Source organism: Corynebacterium lujinxingii (assembly GCF_014490555.1).
GTDB classification, from domain to species: Bacteria; Actinomycetota; Actinomycetes; order Mycobacteriales; family Mycobacteriaceae; genus Corynebacterium; species Corynebacterium lujinxingii.
Window position 1 is genome coordinate 1,100,642 of record NZ_CP061032.1, and the last position, 19,113, is coordinate 1,119,754.

Sequence of the window (19,113 nt, forward strand, 5' to 3'; positions counted from 1 at the left end):
CCGCGTAAATTAACTTTTCGTGCACGCTCCATTTACTTCGTGCCGATAATGTGTCCCGCCATGGGAACTTGGGACATTGGGCCGTTTGATAATGACCCAGCAGCGGACGCCGTAGCAGCAATTGTGGACGGCACTTTCCGCATGGACCAATTCCGCTACGAATGCGGCCTTGGCCCGCTGGGCACCGACGAGGCCGAATCCATCATCGCCCTGGCGGCCGTGCTCAACGGCTACTTACCCGCCCGGTACGCGGATCAAGGCGTCAACGTGACGTTTAGCATCGAGGACAAACAGTGGATCCGCCGGCGCGCCCAGTCAGTGGTGCGCCCCGGCGGATCCGAGTTGTATGCGATGTGGGAGGACGCCGGCGAGCTAGACGAGTGGCTCGCCGCAGCTAAGAAATACGCGGTCTAAGCGTCCTCGGAAAGCCCAGCGCAGAACTGCCACAGCAGTGCGCCGGCCTTGGTGAGGTTGGTGATGAACTCCGCCGGGCGCTCCGCGGTGGTCGCGTTCCACGACACGCAGAACTCACTGTCGTCGGCAAGCGGCGTGTAGGCGATGCCGAAGCCCTCCGGCACAGCGGGGGCGAAGCAGTAGCGCACAACCTGGTCCGCGCCGCCGATGGAGGTGGTGGACAGGAAATCGGTCCGTACCGCGGTCGCGACCGGATCGTGGAAGAATGGGTGGCTATCGTCGATCGTCGCCATCATCTGGATGTGGCGGTCGAATCCGCTGCCGGACTTGCAGCGCTTCACCCAGGCGCGGTGCGCGTTCACCGCTGCCTCAAGATCGGACTGCTGCGCGGTGCCGCCGGCAAGCTTGCGGGCAAACGCGGCGGCCTCCGGAGTGGCGGCGCGAAGGCATTCGGTGCGCCCGGCGCGGAACTCGCGCATGTCCACGGCCTCGTAGACCGCACGGATGTGTCCGAAGGTGAGCTGTTGCGCGATCGTCATGGTCAACTGCGCGGACGCGTCGCGGCTGAACTTGAACGGCATGTCGGAGGGCAGATCGTGGGGGACAGTGAGGATCTCAACACGGAATTCCTTTGCCCGGCGCTGCACCGACTCGTATCCGGCAGTGATACGCGCGGACAAGTCCTCGTCCAGGTCCCATAGAAGCTCCTCAGGAGCGACGTCGATGTCGGCGCCAGCCGCAAGTTCCGCTTCCTGCATGCGGGTGACTGCGGTGACGAGCGTGCCGCCGTCCTGGCATGTGTGCTCGACATGCACCGCGGTCCAATCGTCGGACACGCTGAACTGGTAGCTCAACGGCTTGTAGGCCCATGCGCCGCGCGGCAGGAACGTCGAGCGCTGGATGCGCTCGGCGTCCGTGTCCTGCGCGCCACCGTCGACGTCGACGAGGTCGACAGTGAACAGCAAGTCGCGCAGCCGTTCGTACACCGCCGCGTTGTCGCCGTACTCCAGCAGCGCGGGAAGGAGCTCGCCCAAGTCACCGGAGCCGAGCAACGACGGGGCGTTGAAGTCGAGCTTGCTTGCCGACGACCCCTCGTCCAGCACCGTCTCCAACCCGTGGCGCAGCGCTGCGGCGGAAATCGGCGCGGCGTCGCCGTCAGTGACCTGCAGGGCAAAGAGACGACCGTCGACGAAGACGCCGATTTCGCGGTTCGCTGCGCCGGCTTGCGCCTGCAGGACGCCGTCTTGCCCGGGCTGCGGGTGGCGCAGTCCGCCGGCGAAGACGAACCACTGGTCCTGTGTGATGCGGTTGCCGCGTGCGTCAACGTAGTCCGGCAGGTCCCCGGACGCCGCCTGCAGGTGCACCGCGAGCACGCGCTGGATGCCTTCCACAACGCGGTCCAGCCCAGTCGCTGCTGTGGGCAGGTTAAGCTGGAAGCCCACATTTGTAGTCAGCGGAAGCGAATCGCGGTTGGTCAGGTAGCCGGCGTACCACTCGTCGGCAAGCCAGTTGGTGCCGTCGGCTTCGCGCTGAGAGGCTCGGTCGCGCAGCGCTTCGTCGAGACGCGGGCCTGCAGTCTCGACGAAATCCGCGGTGATTTCCTTGGCGCGCTGCAGCTCCTCGCCGTCGAGGACCGCTTCGAGCGCGTGCGAATACGCCTCGAGCGTGCCCGTGAGTTCAGGGACCGGCAGCGGCTTGAGGTCGCGGGTTTCGGGGTGCGGGGTGATCGGCACGTCGGCCGCCTTTCTGTTCAACGGGATTGTGTCTAGGTGAGGGGACCGGCGCTAGAGCTCCGGGATGTTTGCCAGCAGCGACTTGGTGTAGTCGTGCGTCGGGTGCTCCAGGACCTCGTCGACCGGGCCTTCGTCGACAATCACGCCCTTGTTCAGCACCGCAATACGGGTCGCGGTGTGGCGGGCGAGCGCGATGTTGTGGGTAACAAACAGCAGCGACAGGCCGCGCTCCGCACGCAGGTCGGCCAGCAGGCTCAAAATGGACGCCTGGACGGACACGTCGAGGGCCGAGGTGATTTCGTCGCAGACAAGCACGTCCGGGGCGTTAACCAGCGCACGGCCGATCGCGGCGCGCTGGCGCTCGCCGCCAGACAGATCGCCCGGGCGGCGGTCGTAGAAACTCCTGTCCAACTGCACTGCTTCGAGGACATCCTCAACGACCTTGCGGTGCTCGCGACGCGATAGACGGCCGGACATGATGAGCGGCACACTGAGCGACTCGCCGATGGTGCGGCGCGGATTCAGCGAGGAAAACGGCGACTGGAAGATGTACTGAATGTATTGGCGCTCATCCAGCGTGCGCTTGCGGCTTGAGTGCTCCAACAGATCACCACGCAGGCGGACCTCGCCGGTGTAGCCCGGGTTCAGCCCCGCAATCGAGCGGGCCAGAGTTGTCTTGCCCGAGCCGGACTCGCCGAGCAGCAGGATCGACTCGCCCTCGTCGAGCGTGAGGTCGATGCCGTGGAGGACCTTGTTGTCGCCGTACGCCATTGCCAGGTCGCGGACCTGAAGCAGCGGGGTAGCGGTATCGGTCTCGTCCGTCGCCACCGAGCTGGCTTGCCCGTGGCCGGTGAGATTCTTGCGGCCCGGCAGGTCCGGAATCGCCGCGAGCAGTTTCTGCGTGTAGGGGTGCTTCGGGTGGTACAGCACGCCTTCGGCGGCGCCTTCCTCCACGATGTCGCCGCGCAGCATCACCACCACGCGGTCGGCCAACTCCGCCACCACAGCCAGGTCGTGGGTGATGTAGAGCGAGGCGATGTCGTTATTTCGCGTCATCTCGCGAATGGTGTCCAGCACGTGCGCCTGTGTAGACACATCGAGGCCGGTGGTCGGCTCGTCGAGGATGAGCACGTCGGGGCGCATAGCGAAGGCCATGGCGATGCCGACGCGCTGCTGCTGGCCGCCGGAGAGCTGGTGCGGCCACCGCGCCAGATATTCGTCTGCGTCCGGCAGGTCGACGCCGCGCATGACCTCGCGCACGCGGGCGGTCCGGTCGCCGTCGTAGGCGTGAACGTCGAGCACCTCGCGGATCTGCTCGCCGATGCGCATCGTCGGGTTGAGGCTCAACGCCGGGTCCTGCGGCACGTACGCGATTCGGCTACCGCGCAGTTCGCGCAGTTCGTCCTCACCCAAGTTGAGTACGTCGTAGTCGCGACCGTCGGCGGAGTGCAGGTGCACGGTGCCGTCGAACAGGCGCAAGCCCGGACGGAGGTGCCCCATCGCGGCGAGGCCGGCCGTGGTCTTACCCGACCCGGACTCGCCGACGAGGCAGACGATCTCGCCACGGTTCAACTCGTAGTCCACGCCGTGCAGGATCTCGGCGCCTTCCTCGGTTCCCAGGCGCAGGTCCCGCACGGTGAGCACGGCATCGTCCATCACCGGCAGGTTGCCGGGCTGACCGGCGGATATCGAGGTAGTCATAATCTCGTTGCCTTTCTCTTTACCCATCGTGGCGGATGGGCTCGTGCTTCGGTTTCAGCTGCGGCTCCGCGGTGTGCGCGCGGCCGCGCTTGGCTACGGTCGCGGTGGTTGCGGTGGCGCGCGCGGTGGCGTCGGCAAGCATGTTCGTGCCGATCGTGAGCACCGCGACGGCGGCGACCGGAAGCAGCACGCCCCAGGGCTGCAGGGACAGCGCGATGCGGTTTTCGTTGATCATCAGGCCCCAGTCCGCGGCCGGCGGCTGGATGCCCAATCCAAGGAAGGACAACGAAGCGATCGAGCCGATGGAGTACGTCAGGCGCAGACCCGCCTCCACGGCGAGGGGCCCGGTGATGTTCGGCGCGATCTCTTGGGTGAGGATCTTCCAGTGCGGCACCGAGTACATCTGGGCGGCGCGGATGTAGTCCTCGTTGGTCACATCCAGCGTGGCGGCGCGTGCGACGCGGGCGATGCGCGGCGCGTGTGTCAGGCCGATCACCAGCACCAAGACCGTGGCGGACGGGCCGAAAATCACGATTGCGAGCATCGCGAAAATCAGCTGGGGGAACGCCAGCAGCACGTCGTTAAGGCGCATGAGCACAGCGTCGGTCTTGCCGCCGGCGTAGCCCGCAATCATGCCGATAATCGTGCCAACGACCATGCCCAGCAACGTGGCCAAAAACGCGGTCACAAGCAGGATCAGCCCGCCGGCGACAAAACGTGAGAAGACCGAACGGCCGAGGTTGTCGGTGCCGAACAAGCCTGTATCTGTAAATGGCAGTCCGATGAACTCGGTGGTGCTGTAGCCGGTGATCTGCTCAGCGAACAAGTAGCCGACGACAGTCAGCAGCACCACTGCGGTGGTGAGGATGAGGCCGACCTTGCCCTCCGGCTGTGCCCAAATGCGCGCGAGCAGTGGATCCGGCTTGGACACGGAGGTCTTCAGCTCGGTATCGTCCGCGACCGGCTCAGCAGTGTTTCCGTTGTCGTGGGGTTGTACTGGTGCGGACATCAGTTACTCCTCAGTTTCGGGTTGGCTGCGATGCTGACTAGGTCCGCCAACAGGTTGACCACGACGTAGACAGCAGCGATCAGTAGCGAGACCGCCTGTACGACCTGCACGTCGCGGTAGTTCACGGCATCGATGAGCGCCACGCCCAAGCCGGGGTAGCGGAACAGGTACTCGACGACAACGATGCCACCGGCCAGCCACGCAAGCTGGATCGCGACAACCTGGGCGATCGGGCCGACGGCGTGCGGCAGCGCATGGCGGAAGACAACGCGTCGCTCCGGGACACCCTTGAGCCGCGCCATTTCGACGTAGCCCGACTCCAGCGCCTCGATCATCGTCGCGCGGGTCATGCGGGCGATGTACGGGGTAACCACGAAAGCGAGCGTCAGCGTCGGCAACACCAACTGCGATGGGAATTGCCACACGTGGCTATCCGGCGGCGACATGGTCACCGCAGGTAGCACCTTAAACACCGAGGTGGCGAACAGGGTGACGAGCGCAATACCGATGACGAACTCCGGCAGCGCCGCAAGGATCAGGGTCACCCAGGTGATCGCCTGGTCGCGCTTGTAACCGCGCCACCACGCGGCGTAGACACCCAGCAGCACGCCGACCGGAATCGAGATCGCCGCGGCCAGCAGCATCAACACGAGCGAGTTGACCAGTGGCTCGCCGAGAAGCTCAGATACCGGCCCGCCGGTTGACGTGGAGGTGCCGAAGTCGCCGGTGAACACGCCGCCGAGCCACAGCAGATAACGCTTCACTGGCGGCTCGTCGAGGTTCATCTCGGCTTCAAGTGCTGCGATGCGCTCCGGCGTCGCCTGCTGTCCCAGAATCGCCGTCGCGGGCGAACCAGGCAGAAGCAACGTCGCGCAGAAAATGATGACAGAAACTGCGAACAGGATGAAAATACTCACCCCGAGTCTGCGAAGAATGAATTTGCCCATTTTGCTTATGCCTCCGCGATCCAAACTCGCTCGAACATGGCCTGGCCCAGCGGAATGCCGCCGGGGTGCGTCTGCAACCCGACGACGTAGTTCTGGTAGGCGTCGATCTGGTTGGCGAAGCCCCAGATAATGTAGCCGCCGTCGTTGTAGAGCTGCTGTTGCAGTTCGCGGATCATCTCGCCGCGCTTGTCGTCGTCGACAATCGTGCGGGCCTTGTTCGCCTTGGCTGTGAACTCCTCGTCCACCCAGTGCGTCTCGTTGAACGGCGATGCAGCGGTGGCGCATTGGTTGACCTGCTGCAAGAAGTTTCGGGTGTAGTAGAACGTCAACGCGAACGGGTACTCGAGGTAGTTGCCTTCGGCGAAGAAGGTGGACGAATCCACCTGGTTGATGTGCACCCTGATGCCAGCGGCGCTGGCCTGCTCGGCGAACACCTGAGCACTGCGCAGCGCACCAGTCTGAATTTCGGCGGCGTTGAGGGTGACATCCAGCCCGTCCGGGTAGCCGGCTTCAGCCAGCAGTCGCTTGGCCTCCTCGATGTTCTGCTCGCGCTGCGGGAAATCCGGGTAAGCGGGGTCGTAGATGGAAAACATGTCGTTGCCCACCTGGCCCTCGCCGGAGTAGACCTGATCGACTAATTGTGTGCGGTCGGCGACAAGACGCATCGCTTGACGCACTCGCACGTCGTCGAACGGGGCGACGTCCACACGCATAGTCAGCGGCAGCCACATTCCGGTTTCGGAAACGAGCGTGCTCAAGCGCGGGTCGGCCTCAATCACGCGCGCGAGCGAGTGGTTCAGGTTGCCGATAGCGTCGACCTGCGAGGACAGGAGCGCGTTGAGCATCGCGTCCTCTTCCTGGAAGTCGATGATCTCCACGCTGTCCAGGTACGGCGCGTCGCCCCAATAGTTTTCGTTACGCACCAAGGTGGTCGATTGGCCGGGGGAGAAGTACTCGAGTTTGAACGGTCCGGAACCGATGGGGTTCTTCGGGTCGTAATCCTCCGGGACGATGCCCATCTGGTACTCCGCAAGACTATCGACGAGCGTGGCATCCGCTTCGCTGAGCACGATGCGCAACTCGCGGGGGCCGATGGCCTCCATGTAGTCGATGTGGTTGATCGACGCGGCACCAGACTTCGGGTCGTCCGGGTCGCGGATGCGGTCGTAGGAGTAGATGACGTCCTCGGGGCGCACCGGCCGGCCGTCGGAGAACTGCACGTTGTCGCGCAGTGTCACGGTCCACTCGGTGGCATCGGGGCTCGGCTCGACAGCGGTTGCGAGACGGTATTCAAGTTCGTAGTTCTCGTCGCGCCGTACCAGGGAGTCATACATGTTGATCAGCCTGGTGGCATCAGAGGAACTGGTTGGGATGTGCGCGTCGACCGTGTCCGTGGCGGACCCGCCGACCAGTCCCACGCGAAGAGACCCACCGCGCTTCGGCGGGCCTTGCGTGTCGATCTGATCGACGGGGGCCGCCGAACACGATGCGAGCGCGAACGTTGCGCCGCCGAGCACGGTGGCCCGTAACAGCTGTCTTCGGGTCATCTGCACTATTGCTTCACCTGCGCCTTCTTCAGTGCGCGCGAGAACGCGCTCAGGAAAACTTCAGTACAAACGTATTGTCATTTTCGGTAGCGTGCAAAAAATTGGTATTTCTTTTGGGGGTAAAGCGAAGGGTCGTCACGAAGCAATGTCCTCGAAAAACGCACTAGGGATAGACTGGCTCGCATGGCTTTTGCTGCAGAACACCCCGTCCTCGCGCAGTCTGAATTCCGCCCCGTCGGCGAGATCGAACGCCGCGAGAAGCCCTTCGAGGTCGTCTCGGAATTTCAGCCCTCTGGTGACCAGCCGCATGCGATCGCGGAGCTGGACGCGCGTCTCAAGCGCGGCGAGCGTGACGTGGTGCTCATGGGCGCAACCGGCACCGGCAAATCCGCGACGGCGGCGTGGCTGATCGAGCAGCAGCAGCGTCCCACCTTGGTGATGGCGCCGAACAAGACGCTGGCTGCCCAGTTGGCCAACGAGTTGCGCCAACTGCTGCCGAATAACGCGGTGGAGTACTTCGTGTCGTACTACGACTACTACCAACCGGAGGCCTACATCGCGCAGACGGACACCTACATTGAGAAGGACTCGTCGATTAACGACGACGTCGAGCGACTCCGCCACTCCGCGACCTCGGCGCTGCTGAGCCGCCGCGACGTCGTTGTGGTCTCCTCGGTGTCCTGCATCTACGGCTTGGGTACACCGCAGTCCTACCTGGACCGCTCGATCGTGCTGCGCGTGGGCGAGGAGGTCGAGCGCGACCGCTTCCTGCGCTTGCTGGTGGACGTCCAGTACGAACGCAACGACATCGACTTCAAGCGCGGCACCTTCCGTGTCAAGGGCGACACTGTGGACATCATCCCGGCCTATGAGGAGGTTGCGGTGCGCGTTGAGTTCTTCGGCGACGAGGTCGACTCTGTCTACTACATCCACCCGCTGACTGGCGATGTGATCAGTCAGGAGGACGAGGTGCGCATTTTCCCGGCGACGCACTACGTGGCGACCGACGAGCGCATGGAAAAGGCCATCGAGGCCATCAAGGAAGAGCTCGCGGACCGTCTCGAGGACTTGGAGAATAAAGGCAAGCTGCTCGAGGCGCAGCGGCTGCGCATGCGAACCGAGTACGACCTGGAGATGATCCAGCAGGTCGGATTCTGTTCCGGCATTGAGAACTACTCGCGCCACATGGACGGCCGCCCGGCAGGGTCTGCGCCGGCGACGTTGATCGACTACTTCCCGGAAGATTTCCTCACCATTATCGACGAGTCGCACGTCACCGTCCCGCAGATCGGGGGCATGTTCGAGGGCGACATGTCGCGCAAGCGCAACCTGGTCGAGTTCGGCTTCCGCCTGCCGTCGGCGGTGGATAACCGCCCGCTGACGTTCGATGAGTTCGAGGCCCGTGTCGGCCAGACCGTCTACATGTCGGCTACCCCGGGCGACTACGAGCTGGAGGCCTCCCAGGGCGAGTTCGTCGAGCAGGTTATCCGCCCGACCGGCCTGGTCGATCCGAAGGTGACGGTCAAGCCGACGAAGGGCCAGATCGACGACCTAATCGACGAGATCCGCACCCGCACCGACAAGAACGAGCGTGTGTTGGTTACCACCCTGACTAAGCGCATGGCCGAAGACCTCACCGACTACCTGCTGGATAACGGCATCAAGGTGCGCTACCTGCACTCAGACATCGACACCCTGCAGCGCGTGGAGCTCCTGCGCCAGCTACGTTTGGGTGAGTACGACGTGCTCGTCGGCATCAACCTGCTCCGTGAGGGCCTCGACCTGCCGGAGGTCTCTCTCGTGGCCATCCTGGACGCGGACAAGGAGGGGTTCCTGCGTTCGACGAAGTCGCTGATTCAGACCATCGGCCGTGCCGCGCGAAACGTTTCCGGCGAGGTGATAATGTATGCCGACCAGGTCACCGAGTCGATGCAGGATGCTATCGACGAAACCGAGCGCCGCCGCGAGAAGCAGATCGCCTACAACAACGAGCACGGCATCGACCCACAGCCGCTGCGCAAGGCGATTGCGGACATTTTGGATCAGGTCTACGAATCGGGCGACGAGGATGCGCCCGCGTCGCTGAGCTCCGATGCCGCAGTGGCGGAGAAGCCGGACGTGGCAAATATGGCCTCCGACGAGGTGCAACAGCTAATCGATGAACTCACGGTGCAGATGCGCGACGCCGCCCGCGAACTGAAATTCGAGCTGGCTGGTCGGCTGCGTGATGAAATCGCTGATCTCAAGCGCGAGCTGCGTGGTATTAAAGACACAGGCAATTAGCGAAAGGACGGGACATCCTATGCACACCTACAACTCGATCGCGGTGGGAACCGACGGATCGCCGACCTCCATGGTCGCAGTGCGTGCGGCGGCGAGCCTTGCGCGTGTGTACGACGCAAAGCTCACCATCATCTGCGCGCACTACACTGCGTCGGGCTCGATGCTCAATTCCACCAACGCGGAACTTTCGCGCGTGGACATTGTGACGAAGACAAACGCGAAAAATATTCTCGACGAGGCGAAAGCCATCGCGGAAGAAGAGCAGGCGACCGACATCAACTTGGTGTCATCCGGCGGCCAGCCGGCGAACGTGCTGGTGGAGTCGGTGCGGGAGTACGAGGTTGACCTGCTTGTCGTCGGCAACAAGGGCATGCGCTCCATGGCCGGCCGCATCTTTGGCAACATCCCGGGCAGCGTGGCAAAAAAGGCGCCTGTGGATGTGATGCTCGTCGACACCCGGTCTGAGGGACACGACTAACCCCCGGCGGGGTAGACTAGACACGTTAACCGCGTCGCATTTTTGAAAGGTGATTTCACATGGCCGATTACTACAAGAACATCGTCGTGGGCTCGGACGGGTCCAAGTCCTCGCTGCTGGCTGTTGAGCGCGCCGCGAAGATTGCAGCCGCGTTCAACTCGACCCTCATCATCGGCACCGCCTACTACCGCAACGAGGAGGAGGCCGCGAAGACGCTGCGTCAGGATTCCGTGACCATCCTCGGCGACGACAAGGCGCTGCAGAACCTCGAGGCCGCCGCTGAGTACGCTCGTGCAGCTGGCGCCCCGGATGTGCAGACCGCGACCCGCCCGGGCACCCCGGTCGAGGCGCTCATGGCGATTGTCAACGACAACAAGGCTGACCTGCTCGTCGTTGGTAACCGCGGCATCAACTCCCTGACCGGCCGCCTGCTGGGCTCCGTGCCGGCCGACGTCGCTCGTCAGTCCGACTGCGACGTCATGATCGTTCACACCGTGAACTAATTCAGCGAACTAACTATTCGCCGATCACCGTCAGCGTCTGCGTGGCGCGGGTGACCGCAACGTAGAGGTCTTGCCACCCCTGTGGCGAGGCCTCTACTATTTTGCCCGGATCCACCACAGTGACGTGGTCGAATTCGAGGCCCTTCATCGTCGCGACATTCTCCGCGTCGATGACGGCACTCAGGCCGTCACACTTCTCGACGACCTCCGCCCCCGAAGGCAGCACCGCAACCGGCACTCCGGTCGAACGTATCGCGGTCGGCGCGGTCGCATCTGGGTCGATCTGCGCGAGGATCTCCGTGGCGTAGTCCGCGATCTCCTTCGGAGTCCGGTAATTCACCGTAAGTTCGTGGAGCCGAAAACGCTTGCCGACGAACGGCTCAAGCGCCATCGTCCAGTCGTCGACCCCAGCCGGCGAGGACGTCTGAGCGGTATCGCCCACAAGCGTCATCCACCGCGAGGGGCAGCGCCGAAACACCATGCGCCACTCCATGGGGGAGAGCTCCTGGGCTTCGTCGACAATGACGTGGCCGTACGCCCACGTCTGATCCGCGCGGGCGCGCTGCGCCGTGGAGCGGTTGTCGGTCACGCGCTGGCGCGCCGCGAGCGTCTCTGCGTCGATCACGTCAGCCGCGGACAAGATCTCCGCCTCGAACTGGTCGTCGTCGTTGTCGGTCGACTCCGACGAGGACAGGATGTCTAGGGCGTCTTCGGCTTCCTCAACCAGCTCGTGCCACTCCGCTTCCTCCTTGCGGCGCTGCTCTTCTGGGTCGACGGTGCCGATCAGCACCGCGAGCTCGTCGACGAGCGCCGTATCGGCAGGACTGAACGGCTCACCGGGTGCGCGGTACAGGGCCGCGCGCGTGTAGTCGTCGTAGTCGCGCGCCACGTCCGCGATTGCTTCCTCACTGGTGAGCAGCTCTTCGAGCACATCGACGGGGTCGAGTTCCGGGAAGTGGTCGTCGATAAGCGCTTGCACCTGCGGCTCGTCGGCGAGGTCGTCGTGGAGCTGATCGATGTCCGCGTCTGATAGCAAATTCTTCCCGCCCAACGGGTCGGTGCCGATGCGGTGCGCGAGGGCTTCCGCAAGCGACTGCGTGAGGTGCTCGGCAAAATGCGGGCGCGCCTGGTTGTGCGGGCGGTGCGAACGGCGCGCGCGGGTGCGGGCGGCCTTGATCATTGCGGGGGTGGCCTCGATGGGCACGCCGTCGATAGTCAGCGTGATAGAGGAGTCGGGCACCGTCTCGTAGGCCTGCACGGCGCGTTTGAGGATGGTCACCATCTCCTCCGAGCCCTTCACCTCCCGGGCCGCGACCGAATCTGCGCCGGTCGGGGTGAAACCGGGCACCAACTGCTCGGCGGTGGATAGCACCACGCCGGTCTCGCCAAGCTCCGGCAGGACGCGGGAGATGTACTCCAAAAAGGCCGGGTTCGGCCCGACGATGAGCACACCGGTGCGAGTGAGCTGCTCGCGCCAGGTGTACATCAGGTAGCTCGCGCCAGGTGTACATCAGGTAGGCGATGCGGTGCAGCGCGACAGCCGTCTTGCCGGTGCCGGGTCCGCCCTGCACCACCATCACGCCGCGGGTGGCGTCGCGGATGATTTCGTCCTGCTCGCGCTGGATCGTTTCCACAATGGAGCGCATGTGGCCGGTGCGCGCCTCGTTCATCGCACGGCGCAGCGCCGCCTCTGAGCCGACTCCGGCCGCGGAGGTCTCCGCGCCGTCGCCGGAGAGCACTTCATCATCGACCGCCGTGACGTCACGGCCTCGCATGCGGATGTTGCGTCGCGTTTCGACGCCTTCCGGGTGGGCGGTCGTCGCCAAGTAAAAGGGGCGGGCGAGGGGAGCGCGCCAATCGAGCAGCAGGGTGCGGTAGTTGTCTTCGCGGTCGTCGATGCCGAGGCGGCCGATGTAGCGGCGCTCGAGATCCCCGCGGCCCGGTACCGGATTCTCCGGATCGTCGTCGGCAACATCGATGCGCCCAAACACGAGCCCCGCTTCGGCCACCCCGAGGGTGTCCAACTTCGCGTTCAGCCCGTGGTACTCCGTCTCTCGGCGGACCAGCGCGTCAGAGTCCGGGTTGTCGGGGTCGACGTCGCGCTGCACTTCGTCGAGACGCGCACGCGCACGCGCTACCTCCTCGTCGAGGTGCGCGAAAAGTTTGTCCGCGTACGTCTGCTCGGCCGCGACCGGGTCGATGACTGGGTCGATGACTGGGTCGATGTTTGCACCGCTGTGAGAATCCTGCATCCCAAACGCAAACGGCCCCGGGGCGGGGAATATTCCCAACGCCTCGGGGCCGAACGGTCAGCTGTTGTTAGCTGAGCTTCTTCTGTGCCTTCTTCACCAGCTTCTTGGCGCGCTTTTCAGCCTTCTTGGCCTTGCGCTTCCACTTCAGCTTCGTGATCCAGGACGGATCGTTGTCGAGCTTGTCCCACGCCTTCTGCAGGGAGTCGACCGCATCCTGCGCCTTGTCCTGAGCCTTAGTGCCGGCCTTGTTCACCTTGCGCTTCGCCTTGAACTTGTCCAAGGCGGACGGCTGCAGGTCGTCGAGCTGATCCTGCAGATCGCCGACGATGCCGTTGACCTTGCGCTTCGCCTTGAACTGCTGGATCTTCGACGGCTTGAGATCGCCGTAGGTGTCTTCAGCCTTATCGGCGGCGTCGTCGAGCCAGTCGCCGGCATCCGACAGCAAGCTGGAGGCCTGCTTCTTGGCGTCGCTGAACCAGTCGTTCGCGGCGTCGCCAGCCTTGGATGCGGCCTTTTTCCAGTCGCCCTTGTTGTCGTCGATGTAATCGGTGACCTGCTCGGTGCGGTCCGAGAACCAGTCGCCCGCCTTGTCGAAGGCCTTCTCGGTCTCAGACTTCGTGGGCAGCGCCTGCTTGATGTTCTTCTGCGCAACCGAGGCAGCGTTTTCAGCGCGCCACTTCACACCCGGCTTACCGGCCGTGTCCACGGTGGCGAGCAGAACGCCACCGGCGAGGCCGAGATCGGACAGGGCGCCGGTGCGACGGCGTGCCTTCTCCTCCTCGCTGTCAGCCTCCCAGAACGCGTGGCGGCCAACAACGGTCGGAACTGCAGTGGCAGCCAGCAGGGCAGCGGACAGACGGGGGAACTTGCCGATTGCGAACAGCGAACCGGCACCGGCCTTGACACCACCGACGATCTTGGCGGCGGACTCCGGGTCCTCTGGCAGGAAGCTGCGGTACTCGCGCGGAGTGAACGCGCGGACCTTCTTCAGCACCGTGTCGGCCGAGTCCTTGTGGGCTGCCGGGTTCAACAGAGTCTCAACGCCGTCGATCACGTAGACCGAAGCCAGCATTGGGCGTGCGATTTTTCGGATCATATCTGTACCCAAATCCTTACGTTTTGTAGCTGATTGTGCTTCCAACAAGTGTAGCGAGTTTGCCCTATCCCGGTGGAAGGTTGGCCCTACCAGCGACGCTCCCACCATTCGTCGAGGTGCGCCCGCTCGGTGCCAAGGGTCGTCGGCTTCCCGTGTCCGGGGCGCACAATTGAATCGTCGGGGTAGACCTCGAAGAGCTTGTCTTTCACGTCATTAAATAAGCGCACGAAGTCGCCTTCGGACTGCGTTTTACCCAGGCCGCCGGGGAACAGCGAGTCGCCGACGAACAGGTTCAGGGTGCCGTCGATGTCGGCGACGACAAATGCGCCACCGGGCGTGTGGCCGCGCAGGATACCGACCGGGAGCTCGTGGCCGGCGAACTCGATGATATCGCCGTCGCGCAGCTCGACATCCACCTCAGCGGGAAGTGCGGGTACCTCTAAAAACGGTGCGTAATGCTTCGCCCCGGTTGCGTTGAGCACATCTGTCAGGGCGCCGGTGTGGTCGTGATGGCGGTGCGTGGTCAACACGACCGTGATCTCCACACCGGCCTCGCGCGCCATGTTGAGAAGTGTCTCGGGCTCGGCGGCGGCGTCGATAAGCAAGCCCTGCCCCGAGGAGGCGAGAAGGTAGCAGTTGTTGTCCATCGCGGAGACGGACACCTGATGCAATGCGATCGGTTCAGTCATGGCAGCCACAGTAGTGAGGAATGTTCCGCCGTTGCGCGACGTTGGTAGTTTCTTGGGAGTACGAATCGACGAAAGGCGAATACGTGGCCGACAAACTCACCGTGCGTGGCGCCCGCGAACACAACCTCAAGGGCGTGGACATCGAACTGCCCCGCGACAAGATGGCGGTGTTTACCGGCCTGTCGGGATCCGGTAAATCCTCGCTGGCCTTCGACACTATCTTCGCCGAAGGGCAGCGCCGCTACGTCGAATCCCTGTCGTCGTACGCGCGCATGTTCCTCGGCCAGATGGACAAGCCGGACGTGGACTACATCGACGGGTTGAGCCCAGCCGTGTCCATCGACCAGAAGTCCACCAACCGTAACCCGCGCTCGACGGTTGGCACCATCACGGAAATCTACGACTACCTGCGCCTGCTGTACTCGCGGGCCGGCACTCCGCACTGCCCGGTGTGCGACGCAGTGATTGAGCGCCAAACGCCGCAGCAGATCGTCGACCGCGTACTTGAATACGAGGAGCGCACTAAATTCCAGGTGCTGGCGCCGATCGTGCGCAAGCGCAAAGGCGAGTTCCAGGACCTGTTCGCAGATCTTTCGTCGCAAGGCTACGCACGCGTCAACGTTGACGGAGAGACCTACCAGCTCTCGGACCCGCCGAAGCTGGAAAAGCAGATCAAGCACAACATCGACGTGGTGGTCGACCGTCTTATGGTCAAGGCGAGCCAAAAGCAGCGTCTCACCGACTCGGTGGAAACGGCGTTGAAGCTTGCCGACGGCCTCGTCGGCTTCGATTTCGTCGACCTCGACGCTGACGACCCGGAGCGCGTGCAGATCTTCTCCGAGAAGATGGCCTGCCCGAACGGCCACAAGCTCAATGTGGAGGAGTACGAGCCCCGCGCGTTCTCGTTCAACTCGCCGTTCGGCGCCTGCCCGGCGTGCGACGGGTTGGGCGTGCGGAAAGAAATCGACGTCGATTTGGTGATCCCGGACCCGGACGCGCCGACTGTGGACGCGTTCCAGCCGTGGAACTCGAGCCCGAACAAGAAGTACTTCACCAAACTCATCGAGTCGCTGGCGAAGGAAGAAAAGTTCGACGCGTCCGCTCCGTTGAGCTCGCTGACCAAGACGCAGCAGAAGCACCTGATCCACGGCTCGTCCACCCAGGTCCACGTCAAATACAAGAACCGCTACGGGCGACAGCGTTCCTACACCGCCGCCTACGAAGGCATCATCGGCTACCTCGAGCGCAAGCTGGCGCAGGCAGAAACGGACACCCAGAAGGAACGTCTTCTGGCATACACCCGCGAGGTGCCGTGCCCGACCTGTAAGGGTGCGCGGTTGAAGCCGGAGATCCTCGCGGTGCGCCTCGCGTCCACGACACACGGGGAGAAGTCGATCGCAGGGCTGACGGAGCTCTCTATTGAGGACGCATCGGAGTACCTGGACAACCTCGTGCTCGGCTACCGCGAGGAAATGATCGCGGGTGCGGTCTTGCGCGAGATTCAGGCTCGTCTGCACTTCCTGCTCGACGTCGGGCTGAACTACCTCACGCTCGCGCGCTCCGCAGGGACGCTATCCGGCGGCGAGGCGCAGCGCATCCGCCTGGCAACCCAGATCGGCTCCGGCTTGGCGGGTGTGCTCTACGTTCTCGACGAGCCGTCCATCGGACTGCACCAGCGCGACAACCAGCGTCTGATCACCACCCTGAAGAAGCTGCGCGATCTGGGCAACACTCTCGTGGTGGTCGAGCACGACGAGGACACGATCCGCGAGGCCGACTGGCTGATCGATATCGGCCCGCGCGCCGGCGAGTACGGCGGCGAGGTGGTTTACCAGGGCAAACCGGAAGGAATCTTGAAGGCGAAGGGGTCGCTGACCGGCGACTATCTCGCAGGCCGGAAGGTCATCGAAGTGCCGGAGCAGCGCCGGCCGGTGGATAAGGACCGGCAGCTCAAGGTTGTCGGTGCGCGCGAGAACAACCTGGACAACGTCAGTGTGGACATCCCATTAGGTGTGCTCGTCGCGGTCACGGGCGTGTCCGGCTCCGGCAAGTCGACTCTGGTGAATCAGATCCTGGCGAAGACGCTGCAGAACCAGTTAAACGGCGCGCGCCAGGTGCCGGGGAGGGTGAAGAAGGTCGAGGGACTGGAGCACCTGGACAAACTGGTGCAGGTTGATCAAAGCCCGATCGGCCGCACCCCGCGGTCCAACCCGGCGACCTACACCGGTGTCTTTGACAAGATCCGCAACCTGTTCGCTGAAACGCAGGAGGCGAAGGTCCGCGGCTACAAGGCCGGCCGCTTCTCCTTCAACGTCAAGGGAGGGCGCTGCGAGGCGTGCCACGGCGACGGCACCATCAAGATCGAGATGAACTTCCTGCCGGACGTCTACGTTCCGTGCGAGGTGTGCCACGGCGCGCGCTACAACCGCGAGACGCTGGAGGTGCGCTACAAGGGCAAGAACATCGCCGAGGTGCTCGAGATGCCGATCTCGGAGGCTGCGGAGTTCTTCGAGCCGATTACGTCGATCCACCGCTATCTGCAGACGCTTGTCGACGTCGGGCTCGGCTACGTCCGCCTCGGCCAGAGTGCGACCACGCTGTCTGGCGGTGAGGCGCAGCGCGTGAAGCTCGCAGCTGAACTGCAAAAGCGGTCCAACGGCCGCACCATCTACATCCTCGACGAGCCGACCACAGGCCTGCACTTCGAGGACATCCGCAAGCTGATGCTGGTGCTCAACGGTTTGGTGGAGAAGGGCAACACCGTCCTGGTCATCGAGCACAACCTGGACGTAATCAAGTCCGCCGACTGGATTGTGGACATGGGGCCGGAAGGTGGCTCGGGCGGCGGCACGGTCGTCGCTAAGGGCACGCCCGAGGCGGTGTCTAAGGTCGACGGGTCCTACACGGGACACTTCCTCAAGGATGTCCTGGCGAAGGCCTAGCGCCGCACAATTTGGTGTACCGATGACAAGCGTGTAGCATTCCCTGCACACCGCCCAGCGCGTCCGTCATCCGGGCGTGCGGGCCACAAGAGGAGTGAATCCCACCCCAAGCCGCTTGGTCGTAGTGATCGAGTTGGATACGGGTCAAACGGTGTGCCGACTATGGCATGCCTGGACGATCTCCCGCCACCGTTTTCCGGTGAGCGGGTTTTTCGTGTGAGATCACCCCGATTGTGTCCCGAGAGCGGCAACAACATTGTTTTCTCGAAGTCACTAGGAGTTCTCATCAGCGCTGAAGCTCGGATCAACGAACGAATCCGCGTCCCTGAAGTTCGCCTCGTCGGCCCGTCCGGCGAGCAGGTGGGCATTGTCCGCACGGACGACGCTCGCAAGTTGGCGTACGAAGCGGATCTCGACCTGGTCGAGGTAGCGCCGAAGGCCAAGCCGCCCGTAGCCAAGATTATGGACTACGGCAAGTTCAAGTACGAGCAAGATCAGAAGGCCCGCGAGGCCCGCAAGAACCAGCAGCAGACTGTGGTCAAGGAACAGAAGTTCCGCCCCAAGATCGATGAGCACGACTACCAGACCAAGAAGGGCAATGTTGAGCGCTTCCTGGAGAAGGGCAACAAGGTCAAGGTCACCATCATGTTCCGCGGTCGTGAGCAGTCACGTCCCGAGTTGGGGTACCGGCTGCTCGAGCGGCTTGCCGACGACATCGCTGAGGTGGGCGTCGTCGAGTCTCGTCCGAAACAGGACGGCCGCAACATGACGATGGTCTTCGGACCGGCTCGCAAGGGCAAAAAGTAGTTCTATCAATCGACACTCTGAAGGGCTTTCACCATGAAGCAGAAGACCCACAAGGGCACCGCAAAGCGCATCAAGGTCAACGGCAAGGGCAAGCTGCGCCGCGAGCAGGCTGGTAAGCGCCACCTGAACGAGAAGCTCTCGTCGAAGCGCCGCCGCAAGCTGTCCGGCACCACCGACGTTGCTCAGTCTGACGTCAAGCGCGCAAAGCGCCTCCTCGGCATGTCCTAAGCACTGCCCGATCAATCAACCGATTACGAGATAAAGAAAAGGAAGTTTGACTCATGGCACGTGTGAAGCGTTCAGTCAATGCTAAGAAGAAGCGCCGCGCAATCCTGAAGTCCGCGAAGGGCTACCGCGGCCAGCGCTCCCGCCTGTACCGCAAGGCCAAGGAGCAGTGGCTGCACTCCCAGACCTACGCTTACCGCGACCGTCGTAAGCGCAAGGGCGAGTTCCGCAAGCTGTGGATCCAGCGCATCAACGCTGCTGCTCGCATGAACGGCATCACCTACAACCGTCTCATCCACGGCCTGAAGCTGGCTGAGGTCGAGGTCGACCGCAAGATCCTGGCTGAGCTGGCTGTCAGCGACTTCGCTGCTTTCTCCGCTCTGTGCGAGGTTGCGAAGAACGCGCTGCCGGAGGACGTCAACGCTCCGAAGGCTGCATAAGCACTTTCGCTTAACGACGAAGCTCCCGCCGACCCCGAGGAATCAGG

General features: G+C 63.5%; 15 protein-coding genes and 1 pseudogene. 8 read left to right on the forward strand and 8 right to left on the reverse strand.

Annotated features, from left to right (window positions below; all coding sequences use genetic code 11):
* Nucleotides 1-60 precede the first annotated feature (60 nt).
* Nucleotides 61-414, forward strand: a complete 354-nt coding sequence (locus IAU68_RS05465; protein ID WP_171193371.1) for a DUF4259 domain-containing protein — start codon at nucleotides 61-63, stop codon at nucleotides 412-414.
* Here the strand turns inward: IAU68_RS05465 and IAU68_RS05470 are convergent.
* The 5 genes from IAU68_RS05470 to IAU68_RS05490 are packed head-to-tail and all read right to left on the reverse strand — an operon-like array spanning nucleotide 411 to nucleotide 7,351.
* Nucleotides 411-2,168, reverse strand: a complete 1,758-nt coding sequence (locus IAU68_RS05470; RefSeq protein ID WP_171193370.1) for a choline/carnitine O-acyltransferase — start codon at nucleotides 2,166-2,168, stop codon at nucleotides 411-413. The two genes, IAU68_RS05465 and IAU68_RS05470, sit on opposite strands and share 4 nt — an antisense overlap.
* Before the next feature lie 30 nt (nucleotides 2,169-2,198).
* Nucleotides 2,199-3,848, reverse strand: coding sequence for an ABC transporter ATP-binding protein (locus IAU68_RS05475; RefSeq protein ID WP_231699109.1), 1,650 nt, complete (start codon nucleotides 3,846-3,848; stop codon nucleotides 2,199-2,201).
* A 19-nt stretch (nucleotides 3,849-3,867) separates the two neighbouring features.
* Nucleotides 3,868-4,857 (reverse strand): ABC transporter permease, encoded by a 990-nt coding sequence (locus tag IAU68_RS05480; protein WP_171193369.1) that lies wholly within the window; start codon nucleotides 4,855-4,857, stop codon nucleotides 3,868-3,870.
* Entirely contained in the window at nucleotides 4,857-5,804 is a 948-nt protein-coding gene (locus IAU68_RS05485; protein ID WP_171193368.1) for an ABC transporter permease, read from the reverse strand. Before IAU68_RS05485 ends, IAU68_RS05480 begins: the two co-directional genes overlap by 1 nt.
* A gap of 5 nt (nucleotides 5,805-5,809) precedes the next feature.
* The gene (locus tag IAU68_RS05490; protein WP_202880175.1) at nucleotides 5,810-7,351 is read right to left on the reverse strand and encodes an ABC transporter substrate-binding protein; all 1,542 of its coding nucleotides are present in this window, start codon (nucleotides 7,349-7,351) and stop codon (nucleotides 5,810-5,812) included.
* A 183-nt stretch (nucleotides 7,352-7,534) separates the two neighbouring features.
* Between IAU68_RS05490 and uvrB the strand changes: the two genes are divergently transcribed.
* Genes uvrB through IAU68_RS05505 form a run of 3 tightly spaced genes read left to right on the forward strand, consistent with a single transcriptional unit; the run spans nucleotide 7,535 to nucleotide 10,615 of the window.
* Entirely contained in the window at nucleotides 7,535-9,634 is a 2,100-nt protein-coding gene (uvrB, locus tag IAU68_RS05495; RefSeq protein ID WP_171193367.1) for an excinuclease ABC subunit UvrB, read from the forward strand.
* A gap of 19 nt (nucleotides 9,635-9,653) precedes the next feature.
* Entirely contained in the window at nucleotides 9,654-10,112 is a 459-nt protein-coding gene (locus IAU68_RS05500; RefSeq protein ID WP_171193366.1) for a universal stress protein, read from the forward strand.
* A 59-nt stretch (nucleotides 10,113-10,171) separates the two neighbouring features.
* Nucleotides 10,172-10,615, forward strand: coding sequence for a universal stress protein (locus IAU68_RS05505; protein ID WP_171193365.1), 444 nt, complete (start codon nucleotides 10,172-10,174; stop codon nucleotides 10,613-10,615).
* Between the two features lie 13 nt (nucleotides 10,616-10,628).
* On the opposite strand, the pseudogene IAU68_RS05510 reads toward IAU68_RS05505, so the two are convergent.
* The 3 genes and pseudogenes from IAU68_RS05510 to IAU68_RS05520 form a co-directional block, all read right to left on the reverse strand.
* Nucleotides 10,629-12,867: pseudogene (locus tag IAU68_RS05510) on the reverse strand (HelD family protein).
* Between the two features lie 67 nt (nucleotides 12,868-12,934).
* Nucleotides 12,935-13,963: a DoxX family membrane protein gene (locus IAU68_RS05515; protein ID WP_171193363.1), complete on the reverse strand. Its 1,029-nt coding sequence runs from the start codon at nucleotides 13,961-13,963 to the stop codon at nucleotides 12,935-12,937.
* Nucleotides 13,964-14,049: 86 nt separating this feature from the next.
* Nucleotides 14,050-14,652: an MBL fold metallo-hydrolase gene (locus tag IAU68_RS05520; protein WP_171193362.1), complete on the reverse strand. Its 603-nt coding sequence runs from the start codon at nucleotides 14,650-14,652 to the stop codon at nucleotides 14,050-14,052.
* Nucleotides 14,653-14,735: 83 nt separating this feature from the next.
* Here IAU68_RS05520 and uvrA point away from each other — a divergent pair, with 83 nt between their 5' ends.
* The 4 genes from uvrA to rplT all read left to right on the forward strand — a co-directional run bounded on the left by uvrA (nucleotide 14,736) and on the right by rplT (nucleotide 19,066).
* On the forward strand, nucleotides 14,736-17,594 hold the full coding sequence (gene uvrA / locus IAU68_RS05525) for an excinuclease ABC subunit UvrA (protein ID WP_171193639.1): 2,859 nt from the start codon (nucleotides 14,736-14,738) through the stop codon (nucleotides 17,592-17,594).
* Between the two features lie 231 nt (nucleotides 17,595-17,825).
* The gene (gene infC, locus IAU68_RS05530) at nucleotides 17,826-18,401 is read left to right on the forward strand and encodes a translation initiation factor IF-3 (RefSeq protein WP_202880173.1); all 576 of its coding nucleotides are present in this window, start codon (nucleotides 17,826-17,828) and stop codon (nucleotides 18,399-18,401) included.
* A gap of 33 nt (nucleotides 18,402-18,434) precedes the next feature.
* Nucleotides 18,435-18,629 (forward strand): 50S ribosomal protein L35, encoded by a 195-nt coding sequence (gene rpmI, locus IAU68_RS05535; RefSeq protein ID WP_171193361.1) that lies wholly within the window; start codon nucleotides 18,435-18,437, stop codon nucleotides 18,627-18,629.
* 53 nt (nucleotides 18,630-18,682) lie between these two features.
* Entirely contained in the window at nucleotides 18,683-19,066 is a 384-nt protein-coding gene (gene rplT / locus IAU68_RS05540) for a 50S ribosomal protein L20 (RefSeq protein ID WP_171193360.1), read from the forward strand.
* Nucleotides 19,067-19,113 lie beyond the last annotated feature (47 nt).

What these genes read in the sequence shown, in the direction of transcription:
- IAU68_RS05500 (WP_171193366.1), top strand. Translation starts at nt 9,654, where the DNA reads ATGCACACCTACAACTCGATCGCGGTGGGAACCGACGGATCGCCGACC.
- IAU68_RS05485 (WP_171193368.1), bottom strand. Translation starts at nt 5,804, where the DNA reads ATGGGCAAATTCATTCTTCGCAGACTCGGGGTGAGTATTTTCATCCTG.
- IAU68_RS05475 (WP_231699109.1), bottom strand. Translation starts at nt 3,848, where the DNA reads ATGACTACCTCGATATCCGCCGGTCAGCCCGGCAACCTGCCGGTGATG.
- IAU68_RS05505 (WP_171193365.1), top strand. Translation starts at nt 10,172, where the DNA reads ATGGCCGATTACTACAAGAACATCGTCGTGGGCTCGGACGGGTCCAAG.
- rplT (WP_171193360.1), top strand. Translation starts at nt 18,683, where the DNA reads ATGGCACGTGTGAAGCGTTCAGTCAATGCTAAGAAGAAGCGCCGCGCA.
- IAU68_RS05465 (WP_171193371.1), top strand. Translation starts at nt 61, where the DNA reads ATGGGAACTTGGGACATTGGGCCGTTTGATAATGACCCAGCAGCGGAC.
- IAU68_RS05480 (WP_171193369.1), bottom strand. Translation starts at nt 4,857, where the DNA reads ATGTCCGCACCAGTACAACCCCACGACAACGGAAACACTGCTGAGCCG.
- uvrB (WP_171193367.1), top strand. Translation starts at nt 7,535, where the DNA reads ATGGCTTTTGCTGCAGAACACCCCGTCCTCGCGCAGTCTGAATTCCGC.
- IAU68_RS05490 (WP_202880175.1), bottom strand. Translation starts at nt 7,351, where the DNA reads ATGACCCGAAGACAGCTGTTACGGGCCACCGTGCTCGGCGGCGCAACG.
- IAU68_RS05520 (WP_171193362.1), bottom strand. Translation starts at nt 14,652, where the DNA reads ATGACTGAACCGATCGCATTGCATCAGGTGTCCGTCTCCGCGATGGAC.
- IAU68_RS05515 (WP_171193363.1), bottom strand. Translation starts at nt 13,963, where the DNA reads ATGATCCGAAAAATCGCACGCCCAATGCTGGCTTCGGTCTACGTGATC.
- rpmI (WP_171193361.1), top strand. Translation starts at nt 18,435, where the DNA reads ATGAAGCAGAAGACCCACAAGGGCACCGCAAAGCGCATCAAGGTCAAC.